The organism is Pseudomonas sp. L-22-4S-12 (assembly GCF_009799935.1).
Lineage (GTDB): Bacteria > Pseudomonadota > Gammaproteobacteria > Pseudomonadales > Pseudomonadaceae > Aquipseudomonas.
Genome location: NZ_WELL01000006.1, coordinates 230,349 through 247,201 on the forward strand (window position 1 = coordinate 230,349; position 16,853 = coordinate 247,201).

Consider the following 16,853-nt stretch of genomic DNA (forward strand, 5'->3'; position numbering starts at 1 on the left):
TGTGGGTGCGTGCGGGCCAGACCTGGGCTGGTGACGCATGCCGCCACCGTTCCAGATCAACGATGACGAGTGGTCGCTGCTGGCCGAGGAGCCTGCCGAGGTATTCAAGCTGTATTGCGTGCTGCGTCGAGCGATGAACTTCGCCACCGGCGTCGCAGGCGGTGAGAAACGACGGTTCAACGAGCAGGGCCTGCGGGAGGCGCTGTATGTCGCGCCCATTCGTGGCCGGCATGAGTCTGGCTCGCCGACTCGGCAGAAAGTGCGATCGCTGATCGACAGGCTGGTGGTGCTGGGAGCGCTGCAGTCAATTGGGCCGCTGGTTTTCCAGCTGCCGCTGGCGACCAGGGACAGTCCGGCCAAAGGATCAGCAACCAATCAGCAACCAGTACAGCAACCGCATCAGCAACCAGAACAGCAACCGATCAACAACCAAACAGAGCCCAGTAACGACGGGGCTTTGGCTGGAGTGGCAGGCGGATCAACAACCAATTCACCAGCCGCATCACCAGTGCCGGAAATCCTGATCAGCAACCTACCTCCGGTTTCCGGTAAGAGCCAAAGCAAGAGCAAAAGCCTATTGCCCCCTTCGGGTGACGGGGATGGGTACACCGAGGAGTTCGAGCGCTTCTGGTCGGCTTACCCGAAGCGACTGGGCACCAACTCGAAGAAGGCCGCGTTCAAGTGCTGGAAGGCACGGCTCAGGGAAGGGGCGAGCGTTGACGACCTGATCAAGGCCGCCAGCTGCTACGCCACGGCATGCAATACGGCGGGCAAGACCGGTACCGAGTACGTGAAACAGGCCGCGACGTTCCTGGGCCCAGATGAGCACTGGCGCGAAGCGCTGAAACTACAAGGGCCTGGTAGTGGCTGGCCGCAAGCAAACAAAAAACACGGGGGTTTCGATGACCGCAATTACACAACAGGCATCGGTGCAGATGGCCGGTTCTGAGCCGCGTGCTGAAGTCTGCCCGAAGCATGGCGAGTACACGTCGACAGCGTTCAACATTCGCCGGCCGCGCCCCGCGCGGAGCCATCTGCAGGGCTGGACTGGGTGCCCGGCATGCGCCCGGGAAAGCGCAGAGCAAGCGAGCAACGCCGAGCAGGCACGGCTGGCCGGTGAGCGTCGAGTGTCTGCACGGCGCTCGATGGAGCAGCGCCTGGCTGGGGCGATGATTCCGCCGCGATTTATCGGCAAGACTTTCGAGAACTACCTGGTCGAGAGCGAAGGGCAGCAGCGCGCGCTGGCTGACCTGCAGGCCTATGCGACCGACTTCGAGCAGGTGTTGTTCGATGGCCGCTGCCTGCTGCTGGTCGGCCGCACCGGTACTGGCAAGACCCATCTGTCGTGCGCTGCGGCCAACGTGATCATGGGGCAGGGCTATACGGCGCTGTTCCGCACCGTGCAGGAGGTGATTCGCCATGTTCGTGGCTCCTGGCGCCAGGGCGGGAATGGCGGGCGTTCCGAAGACGAGGCGATCGCCGAGCTGGTGGCGCCGGATCTGCTGATCCTCGATGAGGTCGGTGTGCAGTATGGGAAGGACGCCGAACTGGTGACCCTGTTCGACGTGATGAACGCCCGCTACAGCGCCTGCAAGCCGAGCATCGTGCTGAGCAACCTTCCTCTGGACGAGGTGAAACAGTTCCTCGGCGAGCGGGTATTCGATCGCCTGCGCGAGAACGGCGGCAAGGCGATCCCGTTTGAATGGGAGTCCAGCCGATGAGCAACGACCAACTGGCTCCACGCCGCAAAAGGCGCGACCCGAAGCACGTCATGTTGCGCGTTGAGCGCGTGATCGTGCAGGCCACCGGTGAGGTGATCGGCGCCCTGGTTCCGCGCTTCGCCACTGACCAACGGCTGATGCGTGAGCGTGGCTACCGGGTGGGTACTGACCTGCGCGCGGAGCTGACCAAGCCTCGCAACCTGAGCCAGCACCGCAAAGCTCACCTGCTGGGCGGCCTGGTGGTGGCCCAGATCGATGGCTTCGAAAGCCTGGACAACCACGCCGCGATCAAGCGCCTGCAGCGCGAGGCAGGCGTGTGCTGTGACGTGGAGCAGATCGAGGCTTCGCCGGTGATCGACGCCATCTTGGCGGCCGCCGAAGGACTGCTAGGGACTGCTGCTGCCCGGATGCTGCGGTCGGTGCTGCCGGAGATCCGCACCATCGACGTACTGGTGCCGCGCTCCCTGGCCTTCGATCGCATGGAGCAGGGCGAATTCGAATTGTTCTACCGAGGCATCTGCCAGCACGTCTGCGCCCGTTACTGGCCGCAGTGCACGCCTGAGCAGGTGGAAGACATGGCCGAGTTAATGGATAGGGTGGCTGCCTGATGGGATCGATCGTATCGAATGCTGTGCGCGACTCTGCGCGCGACGAGAATTGCACCCTGAACATTGCCGGGGTGTGCAACTACCAGCCGGAAACGACCGTCTTCGCGCACCTGCCGGACGAGAGCAAGGGCATGGGCACCAAATCGGACGACCTGAGCGGCTGCTACGCCTGCCATGCCTGCCACGACGCCATCGACAGCCGCAGCAAGTCTGGCCTGAGCGCCGAAGACCGCGAGTGGTACATGCGCCGGGCAATGGTGCGCACCTGGCGCCGCATGCATGACAAGGGGCTGCTGGTGATCAAGGGGGTGCGCTCGTGATCGTAGGTATCGACCCTGGCATGTCGGGTTGCCTGGTACTGCTAGGCCCTAGCAATGCCTACGTGCGCCATCTGCACATGCCGACCATGAAGCAGGGCACCAAGAACCGCGTGAACGGCGCCGCCCTGGCTGCATTCCTCCGTGAGCAGCCAGTGAGCCACGCATTCCTCGAGCAGGTAGGCGCTATGCCAGGGGGAGGCGAGCGGAAGATGGGCGCCGCCTCTGCCTTCAGCTTCGGCCATGGCGCCGGCGTCGTTGAAGGCCTGCTGCAGGGGCTGGGCATCCCTTACACCCTAGTGCCGCCGCAGACGTGGAAGAAGCGCGCCGGCCTGCAGGGGCAGGACAAGGACGCCGCGCGCACTCGTGCGATCCAGCTCTACCCAGGTATCCGCGACCTGGACTTGAAGGGAAAGGGGCAGGCACTGGCCGACGCCATGCTGATAGCTCGGTATGGGGAGCAGTGCGCATGAGCGCGTTGAGCGAGCGCCTTGAGCTGCGGTACGCGGACATCAAGAGGCGCGTCCTCCAGCAGCGCAGCGACCTCGTGGCAAGGGATATGGAGAAAGGGGCAACCCTGTATGTCGGCCAGGAGGAATGGAGCCACATCAGGCACGGCAGCCCGAATGGGGTGCTGGCTTACATGGACGAAGGCATTACGTGGAGTGGGCTAGCTCTCGTGCTGGTGTGCAAGCAGAGCTACCTGCGAGTGGCGTAGGCCGAGTGCGCACAGTGCGCACCAGAGCAGTACGCACCCGCAAACACAGAGAAACAGGGATGGGAGTAGGCGGGCAGAGTGGTTACGAATTTCAGTTGCTGCGCGAATTGCGCGCGGTTTGGGGGATGAATGAGATTGATCAGTGCGCGACAGGCCTGGCATGACTGCATGTACCAGGGCGGCTCGACCATGCTGGAGAACCTGGTGGACCGCTCTGTCTGGGGGCAGGTGCAGTTCAGCGAGATCGACAACAGCCTGCACTGCATCGCGCACCAGGCGCTGTCGGGGCGGTTCCAGCACGCCATCGCCAGCCTGCCGGTCGAGCTGCAGTGTTTCGGGCACAACCTCTACGCGCCGGAGATCAGCACGCGGCAATCCAACCAGTGGTTCGAGATTGCCCATGCCATGGCCTGGGAGAGCTGGCCGAAGCGCGACGAGCTGGCCGAGGAGAAGCGGCGCCAGGCGCAGTGGGTCGCCGCCGGCGTGCTCTACCGGTACCGGTTCATGGTGCAGGGCGGCATGGGTAACCCGGACCCGCTGGAGCAACCGCGGCTGTTCCGCGCCTGGCTGCAGGATCGCCATGGCGTGATCCTCGATCGCCGCAACTGGTCGCGCGAGTGGGGCTGGATCGTGCAGGAGCTGTTCAGGGTGTGCGACAGGCTGGACCGGAAGGCTCTGATGCCTCTAGCGCTAGTGCTCACCGAGGAGCGTGGTTTGGCTACAGCTGCATAGCTGTGGCATCGTTTGCGCTGATAACCCTTTGGAGAAGTTGTAGTGGCAGGATGGGTAGTGATTGTTGGTGGTTGCGTCCTGCTAATGGTCGCAGGGTTGTCGTTCGTACTTGGTGCCGCTGCTGGGACAGGCATCTCCTTTGAGCAGTTCAAGACGCTCCTGGTGCCACTGCTTGATGCCGCGGGCGGTTGGGTTTCCGGAATTGGTGCTCTTGCTGCAGTTGTAACTTCCCTCTGGCTGGCAGACCGGCAGCGCCGAGAGGACGTAGAGCATCTCGACGTTCTCCCACAGCTATCGATCATCCCGGGTCTGGGGTGGATGATATCGATCCATGTGGTCTCTGATGGTAGAAGACCCGCAACGGTGACATCGATCGTTATCGGCTCAAAGCACGCCACTGTTGAGTTGCACCTGCTTAGTTTCTATCACAAGAACAAAGACTTGCCTGCATCACTGCAGTACGGAGAGTCGCTGGATCTAATTGGCGCGATTAGTTTGAGGGCTGAACTAGTCGATTACGTTGCGAAGTACTGTGGGGGTAAGTTCGATGGGCTTGTGGTTCGAGTAAGAACCACCACTAGCCATTTCTCAGGAGAGATCGAGGGGAACGTCCTGCCTTATCTTAGGGGTGAGTACGACTGATTGATCTGGAATACTTGACCAACTTGTGCCACTTCCGGCACGATATTTCCAAGGTGTGAAGTTGCGACTGAACACCACCCCATTAAACCCGGCCATCGCGCCGGGTTTTTTATTGACTGTCGTTCCGCAGCCAGCGCGGCCCTATGGGAAGGCCTGGACGCTCCCAGCCAGGTGGTGGGGCGGTCATAGAAAACCACTGCTGGCAGCCCGCGCAGGCCTCACCACGGAGTAACTCCGGGCCGGGCGCGAAGCAGATCAGGCGAGACCGGTGCAGTTGGGTGCCGGCGCAGGAGACGCCTTTGGCGGACAGCCGGAGAGACGGCACTGGATTGAAAGGGCCTCGCAGTCATGCGGGGCCTTCGCGTTTTTGGCCCCGTCGGGAGACGCGCCAAGGCATCGTCGGGAGACGACGCCACACCCGCCCGGTTCGCCGGGCATCCTTTCCCTGAAGCTCGCCATGCGCGGGCTCATCACCAGGGCCGAGCTGGCCCAGGAGATGCCCCTATGAGGTTTCCCACCATGACCGAGCCAGCCTCGACTGCTGCCGGCGGCATTGCCCTGTACAAGCTGGGCCTGCTCGGGCTGTTCGGCGCGCTGCTCACTGCCATCGTTGTCATGGCGATGACCATTCCGAAAACCGTCCGCGAATTCACCGTGGCGTTGATCAGCACGCTGATGTTCAGCCTCGGTGGCGGCGCTGCAGTGATCCGCTGGTTCGAGCTGATGGCCTGGGCCAATGATCTGTTCGGCCTGATCGCGCTACTGGGCCTGGTGTTCGTGTGCGGCCTGCCTGGCTGGGTTCTGGTGCGCGCCTGGTTCGTGTTCGCCGAGAAACGCCGCAGCGCCTCGCTGCCGGAGATCGTGCGCGAGCTCAAGGAGACCGCCGGTCTATGAGCCAGTTCCAACTGAGCAAGCGTAGCCACCAGCGCCTGGATGGCGTGCACCCCGACCTGCAGAGCGTTGTTCGTCTGGCCATCACCCTGACCGACGTAGATTTCTGCGTCACCGAAGGTGCGCGCACCGCCGAGCGTCAGCTCGAGCTGGTCGCCAAGGGGGCCAGCACGACCACGAACAGCCGCCACATCCCCAAGAAAGCCGTAGCCCGGCCAGAGCTTGGCCCTGTCTCGCACGCTGTCGACCTGGCCGCCATGATCGGCGCCGAGGTGCGCTGGGACTGGCCGCTCTACCACAAGCTCGCCGACGCCATGAAGGCTGCCGCCGCCAAGCTGAAGGTGTCCATCGTGTGGGGTGGTGACTGGAAAACCTTCAAGGATGGTCCCCACTTCGAACTCGACCGCCAGGCCTACCCGTGACTGATCCCCGACGCGCCGCCACCCTCGACGAGGCCTGCGCCAACGGCGACGGCACCTACAACGGCGTGCGCATGCTGTCGTGGCTGTCCGAGGTGCTGATTCCCGGGCGTGGGATGAGCGTTGCAGAGGTGCGCCAGATCGCCGCCGAGGTACAGGCCAAGGCACAAACCAACCAGCAGGAGCATCCGTAATGAGCACCATCCGTCCTACCGTAGGCCGCATTCTCTGGTACTGGCCTACCGCCTACGACATCACGCAGGGCATGTTCGCCTACCCGGGCAGCGACCAGCCGATGGCCGCCACCGTGGCATTCGTGCACAGCGATCGCATGGTCAACCTCGCGGTGGCGGACCACAACGGCAAGCAGTTCGAGAAGCGCAGCGTCACGCTGCTGCAGGAAGGCGACCAAGTGCGCGACCGCTCCGGCTATGCCGAGTGGATGCCGTACCAGAAAGGCCAGGCAGCTACGGTTGAGCGCACCTGCACCTGTGGCCCGAAGGATGGCTGCACCCGCTGCGGTGGCCCGGTTGTCGGTGACGGCGTGAGCGGCGACTGATGCAGGTCGAAGCGCTGCGCGCCCTGGTGCTGATCGGCCTGGCCGCGCTCTGCAGCGCGTTCGGCTGGCAGATGCACGCTTGGAAGGTCGGTTACGACGAGGCGGCGCAGCTCAAGGCCCAGCAGGACCAGGAGAAGCTGGCGCGCCAACTCGTTGCCCAGGTGGCCGAGAAGACCGTCGAGGCTATCGCCGGCATCAAGGTCACCAACGCCACCATTTACCAGCGCACCCGCCAGGAGATCGTCCGTGAACCGATGGACCCTGATTGCCGCATTCCTGCTAGCTGGATGCGCCAAGTCAATGCCGCCCGCGCCGGCGAGCTACGACCAGAGCCTGCTGGAGCGGTGCCCGGACCTGCAGCAGGTGCCAGTCGCTGACGACGGCACAGGCGATCCGGCCGAGTTGGCCCTGGCAGACGTGACGGCATCCGGGCAGTACCTGGAATGCAGTCGCCGCCACCAGGGCCTGGTCGAGGCAGTGAAAGGGCGCGCCAATGTCGGGCAGTGACGGGAAGGTCACCCGACTTGAAGTGCCGGCGGTCGAGGTCAGCGAGGGAATGCTGGTGGCCGCGAAGGATCTTCGCGCGCTTGCCGATGCGATTGACGCAGGCAAGGTGCGAGCGGTCGGCTTCTGCTACGTGGAAGCCGGGCCCGACATGTACGTGACCCGCCAGTGGGCGAGCATGTCGGGCCAGACCACCCTGGCTGGCGGTCTTTACCGCCTGCTGCAGACGGTTGCGGCTGACTAGAACAGCTGAGCCAGGCCGCCAAGAATGCCCCAACAGATCACCCAGGACCGCCAGTCGAGCGGGTCAAGGTGAAAGTAGGCGGCGATAATTATGGTGAGGATCAGTTTTTCCATGGGTTGCTCCAAAGGGCATGTTGGGGAGCAACCCATTTTTCACATTGCAAGCCGGATAGGTGGCCAGTTCGGCCCCTTTTACGGCCTGAACTATCCGCGCGCCGGGAGGCGCCACGAAAGCCATGGCCAACAACGACCGCCAGCGCTACGACTGGGCCGCGGTCGAGCGCGACTACCGCACCGGTGCATACAGCAACCGCGAGCTGAGCCGCACGCACGGGCCGTCTGAGGCTGCCATCCGCAAGCGCGCCGCCGACGGCAAATGGTCGCGCGACCTGTCGGAGCAGATCCGCCAGCGCGTCCGCGAGAAGACCAACCGTGCCGCCGCGGCCGAGATCGTGCAGTCGATCACCGACGCCGAGATCGTCGAGAACGCGGCCGAGGTCGGCGCCGCGGTGGTGAAGAGCCACCAGCGCCTGATCCGGCGCGCCAAGGACCTGACCGAAAAGCTCCTCGACCTGCTCGAAGGACAGATGGAGGCCGGCAAGATCAAGGTGAAGGTGGCCGGCGGCGCCGTGGTCGAGATCGACCTGCCTCTGGACTACGTGGGCAAGACGCTTGGCAACGCCACCACCTCCATGGATCGCGCCATCCGCCTGGAGCGTCAGGCTTACGGGCTGGATGAAGAGGGCGGCAAGGACGCTGGCAAGACCCTGGACGAGCTGCTGGCCGAGGTGGCGCCGAAATGATGACCCGCGCGGAGCGGGTAGAGCTTGTCCGCAAGGGCGACGGACTGCTGGAGATGCACCGTGCCGGCACGCTGAAGGGTAAGCCCCTGCTGGTAAGCGCCTTGGCCAACAAGTGGTACCGGCTCAACGCGCTGTACCAGATCAAGGACAAGGACGGTAAGGTCCGCCGGTTCAGGCCGAACGCACAGCAGCGGCAGCGCTTCATTGACGGTCACTGCCGCGACATCATCCTCAAGGCGCGCCAGCTGGGATTCACGACGTTCGAGATGATCGACTCGCTGGATGATTGCCTGTTCATCGCCGACTACAGCGCCGGCTGTATCGCCGACACGCTGCCGAACGCCAAGGACATCTACCGGAACAAGATCCGGTACGCCTACGAGAAACTGGTGCAGGACACAGCCTGGCAGTCGATCTTCCAGCTGATCGGCCTTCGCCTGCCGAAGCCGAAGAGCGACAAGGATCAGGGCTACATCTTCGACAACGGTTCGAGCATTCAGGTATCGACCAGCTACCGCGGCGGCACCCTGCAGCGCCTGCATGTGTCCGAGTTCGGGAAGATCTGCCGCAAGTACCCGGACAAGGCCAAGGAGATCGTCACTGGTGCCTTCGAGGCGGTCGGCATAGGCAACCAGCTGACCCTGGAAAGCACTGCAGAGGGCCGCGAGGGTTACTTCTTCGACTACTGCCAGGTTGCCCTGCGCCTGCTGGCCAGCGGCAAGATGCCAACCCTGATGGACTGGCAGTTCCACTTCTTCCCGTGGTGGCAGGCGCCGGAATACGAGCTGGACCCGACCGGCATAGTGGTGCCGCAGTGGCTGCGCGTGTACTTCACCGAGCTGGAAACCAAGCACGGTATCCGTACCAGACCTGCCCAGCAGGCCTGGTACGCCAAGAAGGCCGAGACGCTGCACGACGACATGAAGCGGGAGTACCCGTCCACGCCGGCCGAGGCCTTTGCGCAGAGCGTCGAGGGCGCCTACTACATGCAGCAGATGATCTGGCTGCGGAAGAACGGCCGGATCACTACGAAGTGCAAGCACACGCCAGCGCTGCCAGTGCACACCGCCTGGGACCTGGGTATGAACGACGCCATGTCGATCGTGTTCTTCCAGGTAGTCGGCCGCGAGGTCCATATCATCGACTACCTGGAGGACAGCGGCGAGGGCATCGAGTACTACGCCGGCGAGCTGAAGAAGAAGGGTTACAGCTACGGCAAGCACTTCGGCCCGCATGACCTGGCAGTTCGCGAGATTGGCACCGGCAAGTCCCGCTACGAGGTCGCCGCACAGCACGGCATCCGCTTCGAGGACCCGGTGCCGCGCATCAGCAGCCATGCCGAAGGCATCCAGGCCGTCCGCTCGTTCCTGCCGTTCTGCTGGTTCTCCGAGACCACGCTGGACGACAACGCGCCGGACGATGTCGCGAGCACCGGTGTCGACCGGCTGATCGACTGCCTCGACAACTACCGCAAGGAATGGGACGCCAAGCTCGGCTGCCACAAGGACTACCCGCGACACGACTGGGCCAGCCACGGCGCCAAGGCTTTCGAGACGATGGCGCGCTGCGGCGCGTTCGAGCTGGTCGGCATCGCCGGCACACCGCTGCCGAGCAGCAGCATCCCAACCACACACCAGGGCCAGGGCAACTGGAGCGCATACACATGAGCCAGATTTACGTCGACGCCAACCAGGTCGCCGCCTTCATCGCTACCAAGGTCTCCGGTTTCGCCGTGCCCTCGGCGCGCCTGCGCGCTGACGTTGGTGCGGTGCAGATCGACAAGGTGCTGGTGCGCGAGGTCACCGGCCAGGAGCCGGCCGTGCGCCTGTCCTTCGACATGCCGGAGGCCTTCGGCGTGGAGGTGCTGGTGAAGCTGCGCGAGTTCGCCGCCAGTCCAGCCGGCTACATGGCTGACCTGTTCGACAACCTGCAGGGCATCCGTCACGCGGCATGGATGCGCCGCCAGGGCCGCCAGGCCGAAGTCGCCGCCGTCTACGAGGCTATGCAGCATGCGTGATATGGGATTGCTGGGATTCACCCCGGCCAGCACGCTGATTGCCCAGGAGCAGGCGCGCCAGGATGCACAGCGTCAGCGCGCGGCTCTCGAAAGCTCGCTGGCCAGCCACATTCGCCGCTGTTTCGAGGCAGCGAAGACGGCCAAGCAGGAGATCGAGCGCCGCCTGATCGACTGCGCGCAGCGGCAGAAAGGCATCTACCCGGCGGACAAGCTGGCAGCCATCCGCGCCCAGGGTGGCAGCGAGATGTATCCGAAGCTGACCACCACCAAGTGCCGCGCTGCTGCTGCGTGGATTCGCGACATCTTGATGCCGGCCACTGGTCGCCCTTGGGGCCTGGATCCAACGCCGGTGTCGGACATCCCGCCGGAAGTGCTGCAGGCGTTCAAGCAGACGCTGATGGGGCGCCTGCAGCAGGACCCGCAGGCCGCCCAGTCGCTCACCCGCGAGACGCTGGAGCAGATGCTCCTCGAAGAGATCGATAAGCGAGCCCGAGCCGCGGCGGATGCACACGAGAACCTGATCGCTGACCAACTGGCTGAAGGTGGCTGGGAAGAAGCGCTTGAGATGTTCATCGACGATTTCTCGACCTATCCAACTGCCATCCTCAAGGGGCCGTTTCTGCAGAACACGCCGGACCTGGTGTGGGGGCAGGGCTGGGCGCTGATCGAAACCGAGACCATCAAGTCGCACTTCAAGCGAGTCAGCCCGTACGACATCTACCCGTCGGCTGACTCTGCCGATGTCGACGATGGCGCCTACCTGATCGAGCGCGAACGCTTCACCCGGCGCGGGCTGAACAAGCTCCGCGGGGTGCCTGGTTACTCCGAAGACGCCATCCGGCAGGTGCTGCTGGAGCACGGCCGCGGGGGCCTGCGGAATTGGCTGGCCGTGGATGGCCAGCGCGCGGTAATCGAGGACCGCAGCGGTGACTGGCTCAACAACCACGGCGAGACCATTGAGGGCCTGCTCTATTGGGGCAGCGCCCAGGGGCTGATGCTGCTGCAGTGGGGCATGCCGGCCGAGCAGGTGCCGGACCCGCTGGCCGAGTACGAGATCGACGCCATCCTGATCGGCCAGCATGTCATTCGCTGCGTGATCAACCGCAACCCGCTGGGCGCCAGGCCTTACAACGTGGCCAGCTTCCAAGCTGTGCCAGGCTCGTTCTGGGGCATGGGCATTCCCGAGCTGATGAACGACGTGCAGGACATGTGCTGCGCGACCGCCCGGGCCCAGGCCAACAACATGGCTTTCTCGTCGGGCCCGCAGGTCGAGATCGATGAGACGCGCCTTATGCCTGGCGAGAACCCGAACGTCATGTTCCCGCTCAAGCGCTGGCGTACCAAGTCGACGATGGGGCAGACCACGCCGTCGCCGGCAATCCGATTCTTCCAACCGGCCAGCATGGCGGGCGAGCTGATGGGCGTGTACGGCGAGTGGGAGCGCCGCGCGGACGACGCCACCAACATCCCGCGCTACATCTACGGCAGCGAGAAGGTCGGCGGCGCCGGCAACACCGCCAGCGGCCTGTCGATGCTGATGGAGTCGGCCAACAAGGGTATCAAGGACGCGATCCGCCACATCGACCGCGGCCTGGTGCGCCGGGTCATCCATGCGCTCTGGCTGTTCAACATGCGCTACTCGAACAACCAGGCCATCAAGGGTGACTGCCGAGTGGTGGCGCGTGGCTCCAGTGCCATGCTGCAACGCGAGCAGACCCAGATGCTGCGGCAGCAGTTCCTGCAGGGCACCGCCAACCCGGTGGACATGCAGATCCTCGGCGTCGAGGGCCGGGCGAAGCTGCTACGCGCAGTGGCCGAGATCCTCGACATGCCAGGCCTTGTGCCCAGCGACGAGGAAATCAGCGCCCGCATCGCCCAAGAGAACGCCCAGCAGGGCCAGCAGCTGGAGCAAGCCACCCAACTGGAGCAGCAGCGCGTCGCCGCCGACGTGGACAACACACAGGCCGCCGCCGAGAAGACCAGGGCGGAGACCAAGGAAATTCTGTTCGAGTTGGGCGCGCAGGCCGCGCTCCTGAGAGGACCACGCAATGCAACTGACAGAGCAACAGATCAAGGCGCTGGCGCGCCTGCAGTCGGACGCCATTCCGGATTGGCAGACGTTCCTCCAGCTGATCCGCGAACGCAGGGAGTCGGCACGTTCGGACCTTGAGGTCGCCGCCGGCATCGAAGGCATCGCTCGGCTCCAGGGCCAGGCGCAGGCCTACGCCGAACTGCTGCAAGACATCGAGCAGGCCCGCGAGAACGCCCAGCGTCTCGCCTGACCCACCAGCCCTCACAACAAAGCCCCTTGGATTCGTCCCGGGGGCTTTTTTGTGGGCGCGCTCCCAGCCCTGGCCATGGCTGGAGAACCCGCAACACCCCACGACCTGTGAACCCCGGCAAGGGCCGGCTCACCACAACGGAGAAACGCATGACCAGCAACACGCTACCCCGCAGCATCCAGGCCCAAGCCGAAGCCGCAGACGCCGCCATCGCCGCACTCAATCAGCCTGAGCCGGATGGGAACCCCGCAACCGCGGCTCCCGTAGAGCCCGCCGCAGCTGATCCGGCTCAGGCAGATGCAGCCTCGGTACCGCAAGAGCCTGCCCAGCAGCCGACTGAAACCCGGGACGCCGCCTACTGGCAGCACCGCTTCAACGTCGTCAGCGGCAAGTACAACGCGGAAGTGCCACCGCTCCAGCGCCAGGTCACCGAGCTGACACGCCAACTGCAGGAGGCCAAGCAGGCGACGTCTGCTGCAAGCGCTCCGCAGCGTGCGCAAGACGCCATCGCCGACCTGAGCAAGGACGAACTGGAGCAGTTCGGCCCCGAGCTGATCGCCGTCATCCAGCGCATCGCCAGCAAGGCAGCAGCCCCGGCCCCCATGGCCGACTCCGCCGAGATGGAGACCCTGCGCCAGGAAGTCGGCCAGCTCCGAGATGAGCGGCAGCAAGACGCTACCGCGCGCTTCTGGACCGACCTGGAGCAAGCAGTCCCGAACTTCCGGCAGATCAACGACGACCAGCAGTTCCATGCCTGGCTCGGCGAGATCGACCCGTTCAGTGGAGTGCCGCGGCAGCAGCTGCTGATCAGCGCGCAGAAGGAGCTGAGTGCATTCCGCGTGGCCGCGCTCTTCAGCGCCTACACGCAAGCCAAACCCGTCGCCGCTAATCCGGCCGGTGCCCAACCGCCCCAAATCCCCCCAGAGCAGGTACAGCCGGCAGCCAGCCGCGTTGGTTTCGAGGCCTTACCCGCCTCGCAGCAGCGCATCTGGAGTTCTTCCGACATCAGCCAGTTCTACAAGGACAAGGCCGCGGGCAAGTACCTGCCGGCGGACGCGGCGGCTCTCGAAGCCGACATCTTCGCCGCCCAATCGCAGGGCCGCATCACCCAATAACCGCGGCTCAGTAACGCCGGGAGGCGTAACACAGGAGATTTACCATGGCCGGTCCTACCCGTGCTGCAGGTCACCCCAACGTAAGTTCCACCAGCTCCGCTGGCTTCATCCCGGCCATCTGGTCCGGCAAGCTGGTCGAGAAGCTGTATGCCGCCACCGTGTTCGGCGAGATCGCCAACACCGACTACGAGGGCGAGATCAAACAGAAGGGCGATACCGTCGAGATTCGCACGGTGCCCAGCATGACCATCCGCGACTATCAGATCGGCGGCGGCCTCACCTACGAGAAGCCGATCTCCGACAAGGTGTCGCTGCAGATCGACCAGGCGAAGTACTTCGCCTTCGAGGTCAACGACGTCGACGCCTACCAGGCCGACATCAAACTCATGGACGAGTTTTCCAACGACGGCGGCGAGCAGATGAAGATCGCCATCGACACCAGCCTGCTGGCCAAGCACTACGCCGACGCGCATGCCGAGAACTCGGGTGCGACCGCTGGCGCCAAGAGCGCCGGCTTCAACCTGGGCGTCGCCGGCGCGCCGGTCACCGTCACCAAGACTACCGTGCTGGACCTGCTGGTGGACTGCGCGACCGTGCTGGACGAACAGAACGTGCCGGAGACCGGTCGCTGGATCATCCTGCCGGCCTGGATGTCGGGCATGTTGAAGAAGTCCGACCTGCGCGACGCGGGCATCATGGGCGATGCCCAGTCGGTGATCCGCAACGGCAAGCTGGGCGTGCTGGACCGCTTCACGGTCTACAACAGCAACAACCTGTCGGTGGTCACCGACGTTGCCGCCGGCAACAAGAAGTGCACCCACATCCAGTTCGGCCACAAGAAGGCTCTGACCTTCGCCAGCCAGATGACCCAGATGGAAACGCTCAAGAACCCGAACGACTTCGGGAATCTGGTGCGCGGCCTGAACGTCTACGGCTCGAAGTGCATCGATCCGAAGGCCATCGGTCACCTCTACGCCACCAAGGGCTAAGCCGCCTCGAGAGCCGCTCTCCGGGCGGCTCTCGTTCAACTGGAGAGATTCCATGAACGAGCAAGAACTGATCGCCGCGGTGAAGGCTGCGAAGACCAAGGACGAGCTGGAAATCCTGGTGAAGGAAGAGCTGGGCATCGACTTGGACAAGCGCCGCAAGCTGGAGGATCTGCGGAGCGACATCCTCGCCGGCCTGGGCGCTGGCTCGGAAAGCGAGCAGCAGGAGCAGGACGGCGCCGAGCATCAGGAGCAAGGTGACCGCCAGGAAGAACAACAGCAGGAAGAGCAGGGCGCTGAGCAACAGCATGATGCCCCGCAAGACCAGACCGAACCGGCGCCCCAGGAGCAAGCCGTTCCGGTGGTGATCGTCGACAGCATCCAGCTGCCCGCAGAGCCTCCGGTGAGTGTCGGCCTGGACCTGGCTGCCGTGCATGACGTGCAGCTGCCAGAGATCGAGGGTGACGACGAGGACGAGCAGGAGGAGCCCGTGCCGCGCAATCGCATGCTGCGTAACCGCGAGAACGGCCGCGAGTTCGTCTGGACGGCTGAGCTGGCCAAGCTGGCCCACATGGAAGAGGTCTAAAGGATGGCTGCCACCGTGGGCGACGTGCTGCGGCGCGCACGAACCATCCTTCAGGAGCGCACCACGGACGGTACGCGCTGGACCAACAAGGAGCTGCTGGATTGGCTGAACGAGGCCTACGGCATTGTCCTGGGCATTCGTCCGGGGGCGAACGCTGTCACCAGCGAGGTCGCGTGCATCGCTGGTGCCCGCCAGGCGATTCCCGCTGGTTGTGAGAGGCTGCTTTCAGTGATCGCCAATACTGCCGCCAAGGCCAATGGTCTGGCTGTGACGCTGATTCGACGAGCAGAACTCAACGCCATGCGGCCGCGCTGGATGGGTGAACAGCAGACTGTTGCGATCGAGCACTTCATGTACGACGAGGACGACCCCAAGGCCTTCTTCGTCTACCCGCCGGCGGCTGTCGGGGCAAAGCTGCAGGTGTTGTGCTCGGCCGTTCCTGCTCCGCACGCCGAGGCACAGGCCAAGGCCAACTCGACCGAGGCAATCCGCCTGCCGGATACCTATGCGCCGATTCTGGTCGACCTGGTGCTGGCGCGCGCCTTCGCCAAGGACGCTGAGGGTGGCATCAACCAGGCCAGGGCCAGCGCTCACCAGCAGGCGGCACAGGCGGCCCTCGGACTGAATATCCAGGGGGACGGCTTGGCCAGCCCCAACGCTGAGGGCGCGTAATGACCATCACTGACCTGATCGAGCAACTGCAGCCCGATGTACCTGGCTGCCCCAGTGCCACCCTGCGGGACATGCTTCGCTGGGCGCAGCGGATGCTGTGCACTGAGGGGGCGGCCTGGGTGCATCGAGAGGGGCCTGTCGTTGTCGGGGCCAAAACGGATGCCCCAGAAATTGAGACGCCGCCCGGCGCCGAGGTGCTGCGCATCTTCACGCTGCTCGATGCAGGGCGCGATCTGAGCCCAGGGTCTGACTATTGGCAGCCTACGGCAGCCACCGTCGAGTTTCTGCGCGAGCCGTCCGCAGATGAGCTGGATGGCTCTCTGGTCTGCCGCCCAGCAGTTGGTCGCGATATGCCGGCCGATCTGCTGAGCCGCTGGGACCAGGCGCTGATTCACGGCGCCAAGTCCCGACTGTTCGCGCTGCCGCAACCCTGGAGGGACATGGCGCTGAGCGATTACCACAGCCAGCACTTCCAGAGCGCCCAGGTCGAGTCGAAGCATTTGGCCTCGGCCGGTCACCAGCAAGGCAGCCTGCGTATGCAGGTTCCGAGATTCGTTTAACCGTACCACCCCTTATCCATATCCAGCCCGGGAGGGCCGATCATGTCTGCTGCATCTAACTTCCTTGAGTCCGCACTGCTCGAACACTTCCGCGGCACCCAGCTGCCGCTCCCGTCCAACTTCTTCGTCGCGCTGCACACGGCGGACCCGACCGACGCTGCCAATGCGACAGAAATCGCTCTGGCATCCTGGCCCGCCTATGCACGCCAGACCGTGGGCTCGCCGCTGTCCTCTGCCTGGACTGCCTCCGCCGACGAGGCTGGCGGTGGTAAGCAGATCACCAACGCCAACACCCTGAACTTCCCCGCCAACAATGGCGCTTCTTCCGTGCAGGTGACCCACTTCTCGATCTGGGACTCCGGCAACGGCGGGAACATGTGGGCCCACGCTCCTCTGACTGCGCCGAAGACCATCGACCCAACCGACATTTTCTCGGCGATTCCCGGCGCCCTGCGCCTGATCTCCCGCTAAGGGGTAG

24 protein-coding genes are annotated in these 16,853 nt (G+C 64.4%); all 24 read left to right on the plus strand.

From position 1 onward, the window contains the following. Positions 1-37 precede the first annotated feature (37 nt). The 24 genes from F3I16_RS15980 (at position 38) to F3I16_RS16095 (ending at position 16,846) form a co-directional block, all read left to right on the plus strand. Positions 38-949 (plus strand): hypothetical protein, encoded by a 912-nt coding sequence (locus F3I16_RS15980; RefSeq protein ID WP_160494547.1) that lies wholly within the window; start codon positions 38-40, stop codon positions 947-949. After that, a complete protein-coding gene (locus F3I16_RS15985; RefSeq protein WP_256670211.1) occupies positions 936-1,721 on the plus strand; it encodes an ATP-binding protein in 786 nt (261 codons plus the stop codon). Before F3I16_RS15980 ends, F3I16_RS15985 begins: the two co-directional genes overlap by 14 nt. A 50-nt stretch (positions 1,722-1,771) precedes the next feature. After that, the gene (locus F3I16_RS15990) at positions 1,772-2,329 is read left to right on the plus strand and encodes a hypothetical protein (protein ID WP_160494549.1); all 558 of its coding nucleotides are present in this window, start codon (positions 1,772-1,774) and stop codon (positions 2,327-2,329) included. Continuing rightward, positions 2,329-2,649 carry a nuclease domain-containing protein gene (locus tag F3I16_RS15995; RefSeq protein WP_160494550.1) on the plus strand — a complete coding sequence of 107 codons (321 nt, stop codon included), beginning with the start codon at positions 2,329-2,331 and terminating at the stop codon, positions 2,647-2,649. Before F3I16_RS15990 ends, F3I16_RS15995 begins: the two co-directional genes overlap by 1 nt. Positions 2,650-2,711: 62 nt before the next feature. Next, on the plus strand, positions 2,712-3,119 hold the full coding sequence (locus F3I16_RS16000) for a hypothetical protein (protein ID WP_256670200.1): 408 nt from the start codon (positions 2,712-2,714) through the stop codon (positions 3,117-3,119). Then, a complete protein-coding gene (locus F3I16_RS16005) occupies positions 3,116-3,364 on the plus strand; it encodes a hypothetical protein (RefSeq protein ID WP_160494551.1) in 249 nt (82 codons plus the stop codon). The genes F3I16_RS16000 and F3I16_RS16005 overlap by 4 nt, the downstream gene beginning before the upstream one ends. Positions 3,365-3,493: 129 nt before the next feature. Next, positions 3,494-4,096 carry a hypothetical protein gene (locus F3I16_RS16010; protein WP_160494552.1) on the plus strand — a complete coding sequence of 201 codons (603 nt, stop codon included), beginning with the start codon at positions 3,494-3,496 and terminating at the stop codon, positions 4,094-4,096. A gap of 57 nt (positions 4,097-4,153) precedes the next feature. Next, complete coding sequence (locus tag F3I16_RS16015) at positions 4,154-4,738, plus strand: hypothetical protein (RefSeq protein ID WP_160494553.1); 585 nt, start codon at positions 4,154-4,156, stop codon at positions 4,736-4,738. Positions 4,739-5,257: 519 nt separating this feature from the next. Further along, on the plus strand, positions 5,258-5,632 hold the full coding sequence (locus tag F3I16_RS16020; protein WP_160494554.1) for a hypothetical protein: 375 nt from the start codon (positions 5,258-5,260) through the stop codon (positions 5,630-5,632). Then, a complete protein-coding gene (locus F3I16_RS16025) occupies positions 5,629-6,051 on the plus strand; it encodes a M15 family metallopeptidase (RefSeq protein ID WP_160494555.1) in 423 nt (140 codons plus the stop codon). The genes F3I16_RS16020 and F3I16_RS16025 overlap by 4 nt, the downstream gene beginning before the upstream one ends. Then, positions 6,048-6,242: a hypothetical protein gene (locus F3I16_RS16030; RefSeq protein ID WP_160494556.1), complete on the plus strand. Its 195-nt coding sequence runs from the start codon at positions 6,048-6,050 to the stop codon at positions 6,240-6,242. The genes F3I16_RS16025 and F3I16_RS16030 overlap by 4 nt, the downstream gene beginning before the upstream one ends. Beyond that, positions 6,242-6,607 carry a hypothetical protein gene (locus F3I16_RS16035; RefSeq protein WP_160494557.1) on the plus strand — a complete coding sequence of 122 codons (366 nt, stop codon included), beginning with the start codon at positions 6,242-6,244 and terminating at the stop codon, positions 6,605-6,607. The genes F3I16_RS16030 and F3I16_RS16035 overlap by 1 nt, the downstream gene beginning before the upstream one ends. Beyond that, positions 6,607-6,984, plus strand: coding sequence for a hypothetical protein (locus F3I16_RS16040; RefSeq protein WP_160494558.1), 378 nt, complete (start codon positions 6,607-6,609; stop codon positions 6,982-6,984). Before F3I16_RS16035 ends, F3I16_RS16040 begins: the two co-directional genes overlap by 1 nt. Before the next feature lie 116 nt (positions 6,985-7,100). Further along, complete coding sequence (locus F3I16_RS16045) at positions 7,101-7,355, plus strand: hypothetical protein (RefSeq protein WP_160494559.1); 255 nt, start codon at positions 7,101-7,103, stop codon at positions 7,353-7,355. A 235-nt stretch (positions 7,356-7,590) separates the two neighbouring features. Next, the gene (locus F3I16_RS16050) at positions 7,591-8,157 is read left to right on the plus strand and encodes a hypothetical protein (RefSeq protein ID WP_160494560.1); all 567 of its coding nucleotides are present in this window, start codon (positions 7,591-7,593) and stop codon (positions 8,155-8,157) included. A gap of 53 nt (positions 8,158-8,210) precedes the next feature. Further along, positions 8,211-9,824 carry a terminase gene (locus tag F3I16_RS16055; protein ID WP_160494622.1) on the plus strand — a complete coding sequence of 538 codons (1,614 nt, stop codon included), beginning with the start codon at positions 8,211-8,213 and terminating at the stop codon, positions 9,822-9,824. Continuing rightward, the gene (locus F3I16_RS16060) at positions 9,821-10,174 is read left to right on the plus strand and encodes a hypothetical protein (protein WP_160494561.1); all 354 of its coding nucleotides are present in this window, start codon (positions 9,821-9,823) and stop codon (positions 10,172-10,174) included. The genes F3I16_RS16055 and F3I16_RS16060 overlap by 4 nt, the downstream gene beginning before the upstream one ends. A 1-nt stretch (position 10,175) precedes the next feature. Continuing rightward, entirely contained in the window at positions 10,176-12,344 is a 2,169-nt protein-coding gene (locus tag F3I16_RS16065; RefSeq protein ID WP_160494562.1) for a hypothetical protein, read from the plus strand. Positions 12,345-12,563: 219 nt separating this feature from the next. Then, complete coding sequence (locus tag F3I16_RS16070; RefSeq protein ID WP_218573273.1) at positions 12,564-13,571, plus strand: hypothetical protein; 1,008 nt, start codon at positions 12,564-12,566, stop codon at positions 13,569-13,571. 44 nt (positions 13,572-13,615) lie between these two features. Beyond that, entirely contained in the window at positions 13,616-14,560 is a 945-nt protein-coding gene (locus F3I16_RS16075; RefSeq protein ID WP_160494564.1) for a hypothetical protein, read from the plus strand. 52 nt (positions 14,561-14,612) lie between these two features. Further along, the gene (locus F3I16_RS16080) at positions 14,613-15,143 is read left to right on the plus strand and encodes a hypothetical protein (RefSeq protein ID WP_160494565.1); all 531 of its coding nucleotides are present in this window, start codon (positions 14,613-14,615) and stop codon (positions 15,141-15,143) included. Positions 15,144-15,146: 3 nt separating this feature from the next. Beyond that, on the plus strand, positions 15,147-15,815 hold the full coding sequence (locus F3I16_RS16085) for a DUF6682 family protein (protein WP_160494566.1): 669 nt from the start codon (positions 15,147-15,149) through the stop codon (positions 15,813-15,815). Further along, positions 15,815-16,375, plus strand: a complete 561-nt coding sequence (locus F3I16_RS16090) for a hypothetical protein (RefSeq protein WP_160494567.1) — start codon at positions 15,815-15,817, stop codon at positions 16,373-16,375. Before F3I16_RS16085 ends, F3I16_RS16090 begins: the two co-directional genes overlap by 1 nt. 42 nt (positions 16,376-16,417) lie before the next feature. Further along, positions 16,418-16,846, plus strand: a complete 429-nt coding sequence (locus F3I16_RS16095; protein WP_160494568.1) for a hypothetical protein — start codon at positions 16,418-16,420, stop codon at positions 16,844-16,846. Positions 16,847-16,853 lie beyond the last annotated feature (7 nt).

Bases quoted from the DNA above. Each gene is read 5' to 3' on its own strand.
- F3I16_RS15980 (WP_160494547.1), top strand. From the start codon at position 38: ATGCCGCCACCGTTCCAGATCAACGATGACGAGTGGTCGCTGCTGGCC.
- F3I16_RS15985 (WP_256670211.1), top strand. From the start codon at position 936: ATGGCCGGTTCTGAGCCGCGTGCTGAAGTCTGCCCGAAGCATGGCGAG.
- F3I16_RS15990 (WP_160494549.1), top strand. From the start codon at position 1,772: ATGTTGCGCGTTGAGCGCGTGATCGTGCAGGCCACCGGTGAGGTGATC.
- F3I16_RS15995 (WP_160494550.1), top strand. From the start codon at position 2,329: ATGGGATCGATCGTATCGAATGCTGTGCGCGACTCTGCGCGCGACGAG.
- F3I16_RS16005 (WP_160494551.1), top strand. From the start codon at position 3,116: ATGAGCGCGTTGAGCGAGCGCCTTGAGCTGCGGTACGCGGACATCAAG.
- F3I16_RS16010 (WP_160494552.1), top strand. From the start codon at position 3,494: ATGAGATTGATCAGTGCGCGACAGGCCTGGCATGACTGCATGTACCAG.
- F3I16_RS16020 (WP_160494554.1), top strand. From the start codon at position 5,258: ATGACCGAGCCAGCCTCGACTGCTGCCGGCGGCATTGCCCTGTACAAG.
- F3I16_RS16025 (WP_160494555.1), top strand. From the start codon at position 5,629: ATGAGCCAGTTCCAACTGAGCAAGCGTAGCCACCAGCGCCTGGATGGC.
- F3I16_RS16035 (WP_160494557.1), top strand. From the start codon at position 6,242: ATGAGCACCATCCGTCCTACCGTAGGCCGCATTCTCTGGTACTGGCCT.
- F3I16_RS16040 (WP_160494558.1), top strand. From the start codon at position 6,607: ATGCAGGTCGAAGCGCTGCGCGCCCTGGTGCTGATCGGCCTGGCCGCG.
- F3I16_RS16045 (WP_160494559.1), top strand. From the start codon at position 7,101: ATGTCGGGCAGTGACGGGAAGGTCACCCGACTTGAAGTGCCGGCGGTC.
- F3I16_RS16050 (WP_160494560.1), top strand. From the start codon at position 7,591: ATGGCCAACAACGACCGCCAGCGCTACGACTGGGCCGCGGTCGAGCGC.
- F3I16_RS16055 (WP_160494622.1), top strand. From the start codon at position 8,211: ATGCACCGTGCCGGCACGCTGAAGGGTAAGCCCCTGCTGGTAAGCGCC.
- F3I16_RS16060 (WP_160494561.1), top strand. From the start codon at position 9,821: ATGAGCCAGATTTACGTCGACGCCAACCAGGTCGCCGCCTTCATCGCT.
- F3I16_RS16065 (WP_160494562.1), top strand. From the start codon at position 10,176: ATGGGATTGCTGGGATTCACCCCGGCCAGCACGCTGATTGCCCAGGAG.
- F3I16_RS16075 (WP_160494564.1), top strand. From the start codon at position 13,616: ATGGCCGGTCCTACCCGTGCTGCAGGTCACCCCAACGTAAGTTCCACC.
- F3I16_RS16080 (WP_160494565.1), top strand. From the start codon at position 14,613: ATGAACGAGCAAGAACTGATCGCCGCGGTGAAGGCTGCGAAGACCAAG.
- F3I16_RS16085 (WP_160494566.1), top strand. From the start codon at position 15,147: ATGGCTGCCACCGTGGGCGACGTGCTGCGGCGCGCACGAACCATCCTT.
- F3I16_RS16090 (WP_160494567.1), top strand. From the start codon at position 15,815: ATGACCATCACTGACCTGATCGAGCAACTGCAGCCCGATGTACCTGGC.
- F3I16_RS16095 (WP_160494568.1), top strand. From the start codon at position 16,418: ATGTCTGCTGCATCTAACTTCCTTGAGTCCGCACTGCTCGAACACTTC.